We start from the raw sequence: 12,306 nt of genomic DNA on the forward strand, positions 1-12,306 counted from the left end.
ATTACTTATTTTGGTTCACAATTCATAGGGTTAGGCGAGAGGGTTCGATTCCCTTCGCCCGCTCCAGTTTCAACACTTCTGAAGCCCTCCAGATTCAATTTTTACTCGATAAACCAGCGGTTACAGATTGTTAAGCCTCTCTGAGATATTCCTCGATTTATTGATGTTTAACATAATAATTACATAAAGATTTGGTCAGGTGTATATAAAGGCGCTCGGTAATCCTTTAAAAGAGTGAAATATTAAGGGCACAAATAGTGCCCTTATGATTGTATATAGGTATACCAAGCTAACTTATTTAGGCGAAATCTTGAAATCAAAGATGGATTATGTAAGACCGTTTATATAAATTAGTAACTTGGATAATCTGGAAAGAGATATTGAGCATATGGAAACTAAGTTACCTGACAATGTGTTTCAGATTGTCCTAGCAGCAGCCGATCACAGAAAGGCCGAAATTGCCCTAAACAGGTATTTTCGATGAAGTTTCTAAAGATGCATGGAGATATGTGTGATGATACCTAATGAGAAGTCGAAATTAATAAAGGCAAGACTAATTCTTGCACAACAACTACTTGAAGAAGCTGACGTATTACCTGGTCTTGAAGGCTATAACTTCAGCAATCCAGACAGTGATTCTGATGACCCTTTCTTTCATATGCGGCATGAAAGAGAAGCCCTAGTGGTTTACCTCCTCCTAACTTGTTTTGACCTTCTGGGACAGTCACAACCGCACGTTCCCTTTATGAAATGGCTAACAAGTAACGATTCTGTACTTGTTGATGAAAGAAGAGTAGCGGCGGAAGGGCTTGATTCTGAAAACAGTGATAGTGTTGCTCATGCTTTAGGGCTGTTTAATTACTATAATAGGCATCACGGGGCAACAATTGCCTTTTATTCCGGAATTTATCTGCTTCCCGAAAATGCCAGAAACGATTTGTTGTCTACAATTGATGTTGCAAAAGAAGATCCCGATGCAAGGAAACCTGAAAATAAAGATAAAAATATAAGTTATTGTCGTATTCCAATTAATGATGATGCTAAGGTAGTAAAACTCCAAAAGGAGTATTTATATACAAAAAGAAATGAATTCACTCACCAGCTCTCACAGAGACACTTTTCATCGGTCCCGATGATGTCAGGTTTTGGCCGTAATGCAGATTTCAGCAATACTCTTTCGGAGTCTGGAGCCTCTTGGGCTATTTTTGTTTCCGACGGAAAAATACATTACGGCGGCGTTAATCAGGAAGTGAAAGATAAATATGTCTACACGCTTTCTGATTGGCCGTTTGTTTTATTTGAGGTTCTGTATTCAGCGCTTGGTGAAGAATTTGACAGGACCTCAATAAAATTGAAGTTCTTCATTCAAATTATGAATTCTGGAGAAGACTTTGTTGTAAAATATCCTTCCGTTGATCATGAAAAAGTAGCTGAACTCCTGTTAAATCAGCATGGCGTCTCCAGAAGCTGATAGGTTGCATTTCAGTGAGTCGGTTGAGTGGGTAGACTTACGATTTTCTAGAAGCCCAACTGTCTTAGGGGTCAGTTTGGATGATGAAATCGTCGGTCATCGCAGTATGACTGCCCCTGACCTTACAGCAGAAACATATTGATCAGCGGAACCTGGCTGAACTGGTTGATCGGCTGGCGCCCATTTTGCTGGCCGGATATCTGTCGTCATCGCAGGTGATTTCGCTGGTACACTATATAGTGCAGGAAGGCGAAACAGCTGACGCCAAAGCCTTTGGACGCGAACTGGCAGAGCGTGTGCCGCAACACGGAGACGCGCCTATGACCATCGCACAACAGTTCGAACAGAAAGGCGTTGAAAAGGTTATCCAGCAGGGGGATCCCGTTAGGAGAACAACGTGGCATTGAAAAAGGCAAACTCGAAGTAGCCCGTACCATGCTGCAGAATGGCATTGACCGCAACACTGTCATTAAAATGACCGGTTTGACCGAAGAGGACCTGGCACAGAGCCGCCACTAATCCCCCTTTCCTGGCACATCCTATCCGGCCATTAGCAAATACTGGTGGGGCAGGGATACACCAGATTCAGGCTCTGCCTGCCACCCACAGCGATTAAACAGCTTCATCACCTGCTGGTGATGGTTTTGCTGGCTTGCTGCAGGCCGATGCTCCTCTGCCCAACATTACCGGTACGCTACTCAGGCTCCTGGCTCTCAAGCCAACGGGTCTGAACTTCATGAGCTGTTCTGTTCATAACTTTTGTGCTTATATCGTTAGTGGGTGATATCTCTGCTTTTGCAGTCACGACACGACAAAGACATTAACTTATGATAGATTAATTACACAATATATTGATATATAAAATAAAATTTATTTAAGTACACTCAGCATGTCAGATTTAAAAAGGCTGCATCCCGCAGCCTTTTCTTTTCAAATTCACCCTTTCGGGAACACCCAAACATGCTTCTCAGGCAGCGAAAGATGGCAGTGCTGCGGATCCCGAACCTCATGCCCATACGCGCGGATCACAAAATCATCCCCCACCGTGCGGAACAGGTACTCCCAGCGGTCACCGAGGTACATGCTGGTGAGCAGCGGCAGCTCGAGCTGATTTTCCCCTGGCCCCTCGACCACCGCCACGCGCTCGACGCGGATCACCGCCGTCGCTTCTTCACCGCTCTTCACCCCTTCGCCCGCCTGACCCCACAGCACCCAGCCTTTCCCCTCGATACGCGCTTTGCCGTCGCGCACTTCGGTGACCTTGCCATGCAGGCGATTGTTGCTGCCCATAAACTCGGCGGTAAACAGCGTCTTCGGCGAGCCGTACATCTCCTGCGGCGTGCCCTGTTGCTCAATTTTGCCGTTGTTAAGCAGCAGGATACGGTCGGATATGGACATCGCTTCGTTCTGGTCGTGCGTCACCATCAGCGCGGATAGCCCGAGCTTGATAATCAGCTCGCGCAGGAACACGCGGGCCTCTTCGCGCAGCTTGGCGTCGAGGTTGGAAAGCGGTTCGTCCAGCAAAATCACCGGCGGGTTGTAGACCAGCGCCCGGCCAATCGCCACGCGCTGCTGCTGCCCGCCGGAGAGCTGGTGCGGGTGACGTTTGCCAAGATGGCCCAGACCAAGCTGGTCCAGCACGTCCTGCACGCGCTGCTGGATCTCTTTGGCCGGGACTTTGCGCAGCTTGAGCGGATAGGCCACGTTCTCAAACACGGTTTTGTGCGGCCACAGGGCGTAGGACTGGAATACCAGCCCCAGGTTACGCTCTTCCGCCGGGACCTCGCTGCGCGGCGTGCCGTCGTAAACTTTATTGTTGCCAATGACAATGGACCCCTGCGTCGGTTTTTCCAGACCCGCAACGGCGCGCAGCAGGGTGGTTTTGCCGCTGCCGGAGGGGCCTAACAGGGACACCACTTCGCCGCGCTTCAGGTTCATGGAGACACCTTTTAAAACAGGATTGTCGCCGTAGGTTAAGTGCAGATCGTCAACCGCTAATTCAATCATGTATTTTCACTCCGAAACGAAGGGCAATGCCCAGACCTACCACGACCAGCAGGATGTTAATGAAAGAGAGCGCCGCCACGATATCGATGGCACCCGCGGCCCAGAGGGAAACCAGCATCGAGCCGATGGTCTCCGTGCCGGGTGAAAGCAGGTACACACCCGTTGAATATTCGCGCTCAAAGATCAGGAACATCAGCAGCCACGAACCGATAAGACCGTAGCGGGAGAGAGGGATGGTGACGTGGCGGGTGATCTGCCCGCGCGTCGCCCCGGTGCTGCGCGCCGCCTCCTCAAGCTCCGGACCTACCTGCAGCAGCGTGGAGGAGATGAGTCTGAGACCGTAAGCCATCCACACCACGGTATAGGCCAGCCAGACGCTGAAAATGGTGCTGCGCAGCGAACGCAGCCAGACGATGACGTTTTCGCGCATCCAGTCGGTCCAGGCGAACCCGGAAAGCCAGCCTGATTTCAGCGAGTTATCCAGCCACATCGGCAGGAACAGGAACACCCACAGGAACGCCAGACCCGCCAGCAGGCCAGGCACGGCGCGCGGCACCAGCACGCTGTAGTCCAAGAAACGCGTGGTGTTATCCGGCTTGCGGTGCATGGCAATGCCGACAAACAGGTAGCACACCACGGCCAGCGCGCCGCCAATCACGCCAATCGCCATGGAGTTGACGATGGCGCGCAGCAGGTTGGGCTGCGCCCAGATGGTGCGGAAGGTGTTCAGAGAAAGCTCGTCCCACAGCGAAACGCCCACGCCCCAGTTGGAGATAAACGCGCGCAATACCACGCCGAGCAGCGGAACGCCGATGGTGACGGTGAGCCAGAAGGCAATCACCCCGCCAGCAACCCAGCGCCATTTACCCAGAGGCAGCGCGCGGGCCTGCGAAGCCTTGCCCTTCATGGTGACGAAGCGGTTGGCGGTGCGCATCAGGCGACGCTGGAGCATCACCAGCGGGATGGTGATGCAGATAAGCACCACGGCAACCGCCGCCATCAGGTTATAGGATGGGGTGCCCATCTTGTTTGTCAGCTTATAGAGATAGGTCGCCAGCACCATGTTGCCTTCCGGATCGCCGAGTACCAGCATCAGGCCGAACACTTCCAGCCCCAGGAAGAACAGCAGCACGGTGGCGTACAGAATGGACGGGCGCACCATCGGCAGGCTGACGGAGGTCATCACCTGCCAGGGCGACGCGCCCGCGGTGCGCGCGGCTTCTTCCACATCGGAGCCCACGCTGCGCAGCGCAGACGAGATATACAGATAGGCGTGCGGGACGTGCGTCAGGCCGGCGATGACCACAATGCTCGACATGTCGTAGATATTCCACGGCACAAAGCCAATCAGCGCCTGAGCCCACTGGGAGAGAAAGCCTACCGGACCGGCGGCCACCACGTAGCCGAAGCCCAGCACCATCGGTGAAACGAAAATCGGGACCAGGATCAGCGGCTCAATCAACCGGCGACCGGGCAGGTCGGTACGCACCATCAGAAACGCCAGCACGCCGCCCAGCGGAATGGAGATAAAGACCAGCCCGAAAGCAAGAATAAAGCCGCTTTTCAGGGCCTTATAAAAATCGGGGTCGGTGAAAATAAACTCAAATGATTCAAAGCTCCACTCTTTTGACGGCGAAAAGAACGGGGCGGACAGGAAGCTCTGTATCACGATAAACGACAGCGGCGTGTAGATAACCAGGGCGGTTATCAGCACGACGATGCCTCGCGGCAGGCTTTGCCACTTTCTGCGTAATGTATTCATGGGGTATCCCTGGTGTTGCAGCCCAGAAAAACGAACTCAGTCGATAAGGGAGCGCGGCGGCCTGCGCCGCGCTCAGACGCTTATTTACCGGCGGCGGTACGCCACTCTTTGATGTACTCCAGGCGTTTTTTCGGCTGCAGGTATTCCAGCAGCGTTTCATCAACCGGAATTGGCTTCAGCGCGTTGCCGAGGATTTTGGTCAGGCCGTCGATATCATTTTTCCCTTCGATATCGTTACGAATGGAGGGAATATCCGCCTGATTGGCCAGAATGTTTTGCCCTTGTTCAGACAGCACGTAGTCCAGCCACAGCTTCGCGGCGTTGCTGTTTTGCGATTGCTGGCTGATGAACGACACGCGCGACAGCACCAGGGTGTAATCTTTTGGATAGGAAATGCCGAGCGACGGATCGTTCTTCGCACGCGCTTCCGCGTAGGAGCCGAGGATGTTGAAGCCGATCAGGTTTTCACCGGAGGAGACGCGCTCCATCATGGTGCCGGTAGACGACTGCACCGATAAGCCACCTTTGGCGACGTCGGCCAGGGTTTTAAAGTAGTTAGGATCGGCGTTGTGATCCTGAACCGAGAGCATAAAGCCCAGGCCCGATTTTTCGATGTCGTAGGTGGTGACTTTGCCCTTGAATTTGTCCGTCTGGCTGGCAATCAGCTTCGCCAGCGCGGCGTGAGAGTCCGGCACGTCGCCGGCCGGGATCAGACGCTTGTTGTAGATAAAGACCACCGGCTCATAGGTGGTGCCGTAAGCCTTATCCTTCCAGACCGCCCATTTCGGCAGCTGGCCTTGCTCCGGAGATTTGTACTCCATGGCGTAGTCGGTGGCGAGCTTCAGGCCGGTGTCCATAGAGGAGCTCCAGACCACGTCGCCGCTCACGCCACCGGAGGCCTGTTCGCTGATGAAACGGTTGTACAGCTCGGTGCTGTTCATGTCGTTGTATTCAACTTTGATGCCCGGGTAGGTTTTTTCGAAGCCCTGGATCAGCGGCCCGGCGGCCTTGATGTCGGTGGTGGAATAAATAACAACCTTGCCCTCTTTCGTTGCGGCATCAACCACTTTTTGATACTCAGCAGGATACCCCTGCGGCAGGGCAGACAGTGCAGAAGCAGAGAACAGTACAGTAGCGGTAAGCAGAGAAATTCGGAACGTGTTCGACATTATAGTTAACCTTTTAGTTACATTTGAGGAACTAATTGTCAACATAGCGCATCAGGCTCCACCCACAATAGGGGGGAGCGGGTAATGATTCCGAAGTGTGATTGTCGCCGTCGTTTCAGCAATTAACACCATAAAATCCGCGAACGTTAGCTTACGAACGGTTCTGGATTACGGTTTATCGGGCGCTTTGCGGTATAACCTTCGCGGATGGCCAATATTGCCATACAGCATTTCGATGCTGATTAACCCGCTCTCCACGCAGTATTCAAGGTAGCGACGCCCCGTGGTTTTGCTGATCCCCACGTTTTCCACCACCTCTTCAACCGACATCGCGGTGTCGGGATGCTCGGCGAACAGGTTTTTAATTCGTTCCAGCGTCTGGGGTTCAATGCCCTTCGTCGACGGCGTAATGGAGGCTTCCGCAGCGGGCAGATTAAACAGGCGATCCAGCGCATGCTGGTCGACCACCTTTACCTGCTGCACGGTGTGGATGAAGCGCATAAACCGCTCCAGCGAGGCGTGCAGGCGCTGGAAAAAGACCGGCTTAATCAGGTAGTCAAACGCGCCGCTGCGCATGGCGTGGCTGCAGGTCTGCATATCGCTGGCGGCGGTGATGAAGATCACCGAACACTCATAGCTTTTCAACAGCGGATTATCGATGAGCTCCACGCCTTTACCGTCCGGGAGATAGTTGTCCAGCAGGATCAGCCGCGGCTGATGCTGACGAATCAGGCTGCATGCCTGCTCAATCGACGCGGCGATGCCCACCACGCGCAAATGGAAATTCTGCTCGATATACTCGCGATGCAGCTCCGCCAGGTGCGGCTCATCTTCAACTATCACAACGTCAAGTGGTCGGGTGGTGCTCATGCTTTAGCCCTGTTGATCGGGGAGTAGAATAGGTATAAACACAGAAAAAATCGTGCCCTGCGGCGTGTTGTCGGCAATCTCAATACTGCCGCCGGCCTTGTCGATATATCCTGCCACCAGAAATAGGCCAATACCGTGCTCGGTGCCCACAATGTCGTTTTCGCTGTCCGGCTTGCTGCTGAACCCCTGGCGGAAAATGTGCGGCTTCAACGCATCGTCCACCCCGCAGCCCCGGTCGGCCACCTCGATCAGCAGCTCCTGGTTACGGTCAGAAATGTAGAGTTCTACCGGCGCGTGAACCGGCGCGTTGAGGGTCGCCTCCACGGCGTTATCCAGCAGATTACCAATAATGGACATCAGCTCCGTTTCACTCAGCGCGGCAGGCATGCGGGTGAGCTGGCAGGCGGGGTCAAACAGCAGCTCGATGCCTTTTTCGCGCGCGCTGACGTATTTTCCGAGCAGCAGCCCGCACAGCGCCGGGGAGACAAAATGAGCAGAGACAAAGTCCAGCACGCGCTGCGCGCCTTCTGACTGCACCTGGATGTAACGGATCGCCTCGTCATAGTGTTTCATCTGCAGTAGCCCGACCAGCGTGGCGGTCCAGTTCAGCTGTTCGTGGCGCATAATGCGCAGGTTATCCGCATAGCGTTTGATCTGACTGAGCTGGCTGCTGAGCGTGTTAATGTCATTTTTGTCGCGAAAGCTGTACACCCAGCCGCTTTCAACGCCCGGCTCGACCTCAATCGCTACGCGGTTGACGATCACCTCCCGCTGGTTCAGCACCGCAATCTGGTCGTGGCTACCGCTGCTCACCGAGGCGTAGCGCTGGGATAAAAAGCCCGGCGACGTTTGCAGAATGTCTTCCAGCGGTTTACCGATAAGTTCTTTCTCACTTTGCCGAATATCCAGCATTTCTCGTGCCGCGCGGTTAATTAAAATCAGCTGCTTCTCGCCATTAACGGCAAATACCCCTTCGTACATGGCTTCTAATAGCGCGCGCTGCTGCAAAACCAGCTGAGCGATATCTTTCGGCTCCAGCCGGAACATCTGTTTTTTTAAATTGCGGGTAAACAGCCAGGAGAAAATAAAAAGCAGCAGCAGAAGCGCGGCGCCGTACAGCCCGGACTGCCAGAGAATGCGGGCGTTAATGTTGGCAATATACGACGTCAGATAGCCGACCGAGACAATGCCAATCACCTGATGCTGCGCGTTGAAGATGGGCGCTTTGCTGCGCAGCGACACGCCAATTCCGCCCTGACGCACGGAAATAATGGTTTTGCCCTTTAACACCTCGGCATTATCCCCGCCGATCATCGGTAAATTAATACGCTCCGGCGATTCCGAATGATAAAGGTGCTGTTCCTCGGTATCGCCAATCACAATGTAGCTGGCATCGCTTTCGGCGCGCAGCGGCTGAATTAACCGGGCTATTCCCGGAATATCTCTGGCCGCAACCATTGTCGCCAGTCCCGGCATCAGCGCGATCTGGCTGGCCTGAACCCGGGCGCGCTGGCCGAGATCGTGATGGAGCTGCCGGTCAATAAAATGAAACAGGATTGTTCCCAGCAGAACTAACAGCAGGCAGGAGAAGCACACCAGCGCTAAAAACAGCTTTACCTGAAAAGAGAGTCTGCGTTTCATTCAACCTGCGCTTGCCCTGTAAAAGTAAGATATTTGCGGAGCCTGACATGCGTAAATAGCGGACGCAATCTGGCGAGAAAAGAGTTGTGACCTGGCTTTTCGTTTTCGGCGTTATACCCTAAATAATTCGAGTTGCGGGAAGGCGGCAAGGGAACGAATCCCCGGGAGCGTACATAAGTACGTGACTGGGGTGAGTGAGTGCAGCCAACGCACCTGCAGCTTGAAGTATGACGGGTATATAGCCATCAGGATCCCGTGGGGCTATGATTCATTCAGCACGATAATAATTACAGAGGCAATGTCATGGATAAAGAACTATTGGATGCGGGTTACCGGGCCTATACCGGCGAGAAAATTGACGTTTACTTCAATACCGGGATCTGCAAACACTCAGGTAACTGCGTGCGTGGGAGCGCAAAGCTGTTTAATCTGAAACGTAAGCCGTGGATCGTTCCCGATGAAGTGGACGTTGAAACGGTTGTCCGCGTGATTGATACCTGCCCGAGCGGTGCGCTGAAGTATCGCCAAAAATAAGCGAGGAACCATGGATATTCTGGAAGGCCATAACAAGTTTTACGTGAATGATGCGAACGGCAACCAGGTCGCGGAGATTGTCTTCGTACCGACCGGCGAGCACCTGAGCATTATCGAGCACACCGACGTGGATGAGAGCCTGAAGGGGCAGGGCGTGGGTAAACAGCTGGTGGCGAAAGTGGTGGAGAAGATGCGCGGTGAAAACCGCAAAATTATTCCGCTGTGCCCGTTCGCGAAGCATGAGTTTGATAAAACGCGGGAATATGACGATATTCGGGCGTAAATAACACCGGCGATGGCCGGTGTTTTTTCATCTCGCCTGCTCAAATAGCAATATCAGCGCGATCAGCACCATTATCCCTCCCGATGCCATGCTGAGCAGACGCGCCGCCTGTGGCCGGGTCGCCAGTACCGCTTTCGAACCGTACCCCACCAGCAGATAGACCAGCGTACAGGTGATAAGGTGCATCACGCCAAGCGCGGACATCTGCATCGCTATCGACCAGCTTCCGGTCGGGTCTGTAAACTGCGGAAGCAGCGCCAGGAAAAGTAAAAAAACTTTCGGGTTAAGGCCGCTAATACAGAGTCCTTTCACCGCCCACTGCCTCCAGTTTCCCGCATGGTGGGTGGCCTTTTCCGGTGCGGCAGGGTGACGCAACAGCCCGATACCAAGCCACAGGAGATACACCGCCCCCGCGACGGTAAGCCCGGTTAACGCCAGCGGATGTTGAGCAATCACTACGCCCACCCCAGCCACCACAACCAGCGTGGCTAACAGATGCCCGGACATTAACCCCATCACCGCCGGTACCACGCGTCGCCCGTTAATCCCGGCGCTAATGGCGTAGGCCCAGTCGGCGCCTGGCGTCATGATAAGCAGAAAAGAAACCACCCAAAAGCCAGCCACAATACTCATTTCCATCGTCCTGATGACTCCCGCAGTGCGTCAAAGGTTGAGAAAAAGAATATCGCTAACCCTGCGAAATAGGCTTTCAATGTTATGCTCATAACACCGTGAAATTGAGAAAATCTTCCACATGGATAGCATCGATCGAAAAATTCTTGCTGAGCTACAGTCTGATGGCCGCTTATCCCTGACCGAGCTGGCTGAAAGAGTGAATCTGAGCCTCTCGCCGTGCCATCGCCGCGTGCGGGCGCTGGAGCAAAGCGGGGCGATAACGGGATACCGTGCCAGCCTCGACCCCGCCAAAATGGGATTCAACTTCCTGGCGATAGTGTTTGCGACGCTGAAGGAGGGGGACAGAAAGGCGGTTAGCGCGTTTGAAGCGGCGGTGGAGGAAATTCCGCAGATCGTGCTGGCACAGCGCCTGTTTGGCGATCCCGATTATCTGATGCACGTCGTGACCCGCGACCTGTCGGCTTTCCAGAAACTCTACGACGAGAAGCTCTCCGCCATGCCGGGCGTGCAGCACCTTCGCTCTACGCTTGTTATGAAAACGGTCGTGCAGGACAGGCCTTTTCCGCTGTAAGCAGCAGGCCAGGACTGAATGGCCTGCCCGGCAGAGCGCCGGGCAGGAAAGAGGATTAGCCTACAAACATCACCGATACGCACAGCACGCCGACGATCAGCGTCAGCAGGTTGCCAATGGAGCGGTACTGTTTCAGCGAGGGGATCAGATACGTCGACAGCGTCGGCATGATAAACAGGATCATGGCGATAAGCGGGCCGCTGATGGCGTAAATCATCGAAATGGCGTTCGGGTTAATGCAGCAGACGGCAAAGGTGATTAACGACACCCCCATAATGGAAATCGCGCGGTTGAAGGCGCGGCTCTTTTTCACGCCTACCTGATTAAGCGACGACTTCACGATCTCCGTCGCCCCTTCAATCACCCCAAAATAGGTGCCGAGGAACGATTTCGACATCGCAATAATCGCCACCACAATGCCGGAAATGCCCAGCCACGCCGGAGAAGAAGGCATCATCGACAGCGCGGACAGGATCGTTACCCCTTGCTCTTTGGCGGCCACAATGTACGACGGCGGAATTGAGAGCAGGCAGCTGAAGACAAAGAACAGCACGCTCAGGCAGATGATCAGGTATGCCACCTTCATGATTTTCTTGCATTTATCCATGGCGCCGTCGGCAAACTTCTCGCGACGGTCAACGGCAAACGTTGAGATAATCGGGGTATGGCTGAAAGCAAATACCATCACCGGAATTGAAATCCATACCTGATGCAGCGTATGACGATCGACGGCCATCTGGCTGGTCAGCAGCGAGGGTTGCCAGCTTCCGGTCAGATAGAGCGAGACAAACAGAAAATAGGCAATCAGCGGAAATACCAGGAAGCCCATCACTTTTATCGTGATATGGCGTCCCATCAGGAAGATCAGATTGAGAACCAGCACCACGCCCAGGCTGACCAGCACGCGAACGGCGGTATCCACCGTCAGGTGTTTTGCCAGCTGCTCCGTGAGCGAGTTGGTGATGGCCACCGCATAAATCTGCACTACCACAAAGAAGGCGATGAAATAGAGCGTGGTGATCAGGTTGCCAATCTTCCTGCCGTAGTAGTGCGAGACGGCGCCGGTGATCCCTTCGTTGCCTTTTGTTTTTGACGACAGGATAAATTGCGCCAGCGCTCTGTGCGGCCAGTAGGTTAAGGGGTAGGCCACGAGGGCGGTAATAAACAGGACAATAGCGCCTGCGGAGCCCAGCTGAATGGGCAAGAACAGCGTTCCTGCGCCCACGGCCGTGCCATAGAGAGCGAAACTCCAGAGAGTCTCATCTTTTGACCAAATTTTCGACATTAGAGCAACGTATCAACTATCAAACCATCGGAATGGAGTGCAATTTACCATAGTTATGCACGGAGAGCGCAGTTGCT

The 12,306-nt window shown here is 53.7% G+C and carries 12 protein-coding genes and 2 pseudogenes; 6 read left to right on the forward strand and 8 right to left on the reverse strand.

The annotated features are described in order from the left end of the window. The first annotated feature begins 358 nt into the window (after window positions 1-358). From P346_RS23745 to P346_RS22580, 3 genes and pseudogenes are all read left to right on the forward strand, one after another. Complete coding sequence (locus P346_RS23745; RefSeq protein WP_368741388.1) at window positions 359-484, forward strand: Hha/YmoA family nucleoid-associated regulatory protein; 126 nt, start codon at window positions 359-361, stop codon at window positions 482-484. Window positions 485-511: 27 nt separating this feature from the next. Next, window positions 512-1,471 carry a hypothetical protein gene (locus P346_RS09785; RefSeq protein ID WP_152537862.1) on the forward strand — a complete coding sequence of 320 codons (960 nt, stop codon included), beginning with the start codon at window positions 512-514 and terminating at the stop codon, window positions 1,469-1,471. Between the two features lie 79 nt (window positions 1,472-1,550). Then, window positions 1,551-1,990, forward strand: a pseudogene (locus tag P346_RS22580) (Rpn family recombination-promoting nuclease/putative transposase); the annotation flags it as partial. Window positions 1,991-2,010: 20 nt separating this feature from the next. Here the strand turns inward: P346_RS22580 and P346_RS23750 are convergent. From P346_RS23750 to P346_RS09760, 6 genes and pseudogenes are all read right to left on the reverse strand, one after another. Then, a pseudogene (locus tag P346_RS23750) lies at window positions 2,011-2,100 on the reverse strand (DUF2913 family protein); the annotation flags it as partial. A 307-nt stretch (window positions 2,101-2,407) separates the two neighbouring features. Beyond that, entirely contained in the window at window positions 2,408-3,478 is a 1,071-nt protein-coding gene (locus P346_RS09780) for an ABC transporter ATP-binding protein (protein WP_032660170.1), read from the reverse strand. Further along, complete coding sequence (locus tag P346_RS09775) at window positions 3,471-5,240, reverse strand: ABC transporter permease (protein ID WP_023309073.1); 1,770 nt, start codon at window positions 5,238-5,240, stop codon at window positions 3,471-3,473. The genes P346_RS09780 and P346_RS09775 overlap by 8 nt, the downstream gene beginning before the upstream one ends. Window positions 5,241-5,320: 80 nt before the next feature. Next, window positions 5,321-6,409: an ABC transporter substrate-binding protein gene (locus P346_RS09770; protein ID WP_032660173.1), complete on the reverse strand. Its 1,089-nt coding sequence runs from the start codon at window positions 6,407-6,409 to the stop codon at window positions 5,321-5,323. A gap of 168 nt (window positions 6,410-6,577) precedes the next feature. After that, window positions 6,578-7,279, reverse strand: a complete 702-nt coding sequence (locus tag P346_RS09765) for a response regulator (RefSeq protein ID WP_032660176.1) — start codon at window positions 7,277-7,279, stop codon at window positions 6,578-6,580. A gap of 3 nt (window positions 7,280-7,282) precedes the next feature. Next, window positions 7,283-8,920: an ATP-binding protein gene (locus tag P346_RS09760; RefSeq protein ID WP_032660178.1), complete on the reverse strand. Its 1,638-nt coding sequence runs from the start codon at window positions 8,918-8,920 to the stop codon at window positions 7,283-7,285. Window positions 8,921-9,223: 303 nt separating this feature from the next. On the opposite strand from P346_RS09760, the gene yjdI reads away from it, so the two are divergent. Next, window positions 9,224-9,454, forward strand: a complete 231-nt coding sequence (gene yjdI / locus P346_RS09755) for a 4Fe-4S mono-cluster protein YjdI (RefSeq protein WP_032660181.1) — start codon at window positions 9,224-9,226, stop codon at window positions 9,452-9,454. Between the two features lie 10 nt (window positions 9,455-9,464). Further along, window positions 9,465-9,737 (forward strand): GNAT family N-acetyltransferase, encoded by a 273-nt coding sequence (locus P346_RS09750; protein WP_008499687.1) that lies wholly within the window; start codon window positions 9,465-9,467, stop codon window positions 9,735-9,737. A 27-nt stretch (window positions 9,738-9,764) separates the two neighbouring features. On the opposite strand, the gene P346_RS09745 is transcribed toward P346_RS09750, so the two are convergent. After that, window positions 9,765-10,376: a LysE family translocator gene (locus tag P346_RS09745; RefSeq protein ID WP_032660184.1), complete on the reverse strand. Its 612-nt coding sequence runs from the start codon at window positions 10,374-10,376 to the stop codon at window positions 9,765-9,767. Window positions 10,377-10,491: 115 nt separating this feature from the next. Between P346_RS09745 and P346_RS09740 the strand changes: the two genes are divergently transcribed. After that, window positions 10,492-10,944, forward strand: coding sequence for an Lrp/AsnC family transcriptional regulator (locus tag P346_RS09740; protein ID WP_029742214.1), 453 nt, complete (start codon window positions 10,492-10,494; stop codon window positions 10,942-10,944). A gap of 55 nt (window positions 10,945-10,999) precedes the next feature. Here the strand turns inward: P346_RS09740 and P346_RS09735 are convergent, their stop codons facing one another. Next, window positions 11,000-12,229 (reverse strand): amino acid permease, encoded by a 1,230-nt coding sequence (locus P346_RS09735; protein ID WP_032660186.1) that lies wholly within the window; start codon window positions 12,227-12,229, stop codon window positions 11,000-11,002. Window positions 12,230-12,306 lie beyond the last annotated feature (77 nt).

It is taken from the genome of Enterobacter sp. DC1 (assembly GCF_000568075.1).
GTDB classification, from domain to species: Bacteria; Pseudomonadota; Gammaproteobacteria; order Enterobacterales; family Enterobacteriaceae; genus Enterobacter; species Enterobacter asburiae.

Excerpts from the sequence above, each read along its gene's own strand:
- P346_RS09760 (WP_032660178.1), bottom strand. The coding sequence starts at position 8,920 with ATGAAACGCAGACTCTCTTTTCAGGTAAAGCTGTTTTTAGCGCTGGTG.
- P346_RS09750 (WP_008499687.1), top strand. The coding sequence starts at position 9,465 with ATGGATATTCTGGAAGGCCATAACAAGTTTTACGTGAATGATGCGAAC.
- P346_RS09735 (WP_032660186.1), bottom strand. The coding sequence starts at position 12,229 with ATGTCGAAAATTTGGTCAAAAGATGAGACTCTCTGGAGTTTCGCTCTC.
- P346_RS09770 (WP_032660173.1), bottom strand. The coding sequence starts at position 6,409 with ATGTCGAACACGTTCCGAATTTCTCTGCTTACCGCTACTGTACTGTTC.
- P346_RS09745 (WP_032660184.1), bottom strand. The coding sequence starts at position 10,376 with ATGGAAATGAGTATTGTGGCTGGCTTTTGGGTGGTTTCTTTTCTGCTT.
- yjdI (WP_032660181.1), top strand. The coding sequence starts at position 9,224 with ATGGATAAAGAACTATTGGATGCGGGTTACCGGGCCTATACCGGCGAG.
- P346_RS09740 (WP_029742214.1), top strand. The coding sequence starts at position 10,492 with ATGGATAGCATCGATCGAAAAATTCTTGCTGAGCTACAGTCTGATGGC.
- P346_RS09775 (WP_023309073.1), bottom strand. The coding sequence starts at position 5,240 with ATGAATACATTACGCAGAAAGTGGCAAAGCCTGCCGCGAGGCATCGTC.
- P346_RS09765 (WP_032660176.1), bottom strand. The coding sequence starts at position 7,279 with ATGAGCACCACCCGACCACTTGACGTTGTGATAGTTGAAGATGAGCCG.
- P346_RS09780 (WP_032660170.1), bottom strand. The coding sequence starts at position 3,478 with ATGATTGAATTAGCGGTTGACGATCTGCACTTAACCTACGGCGACAAT.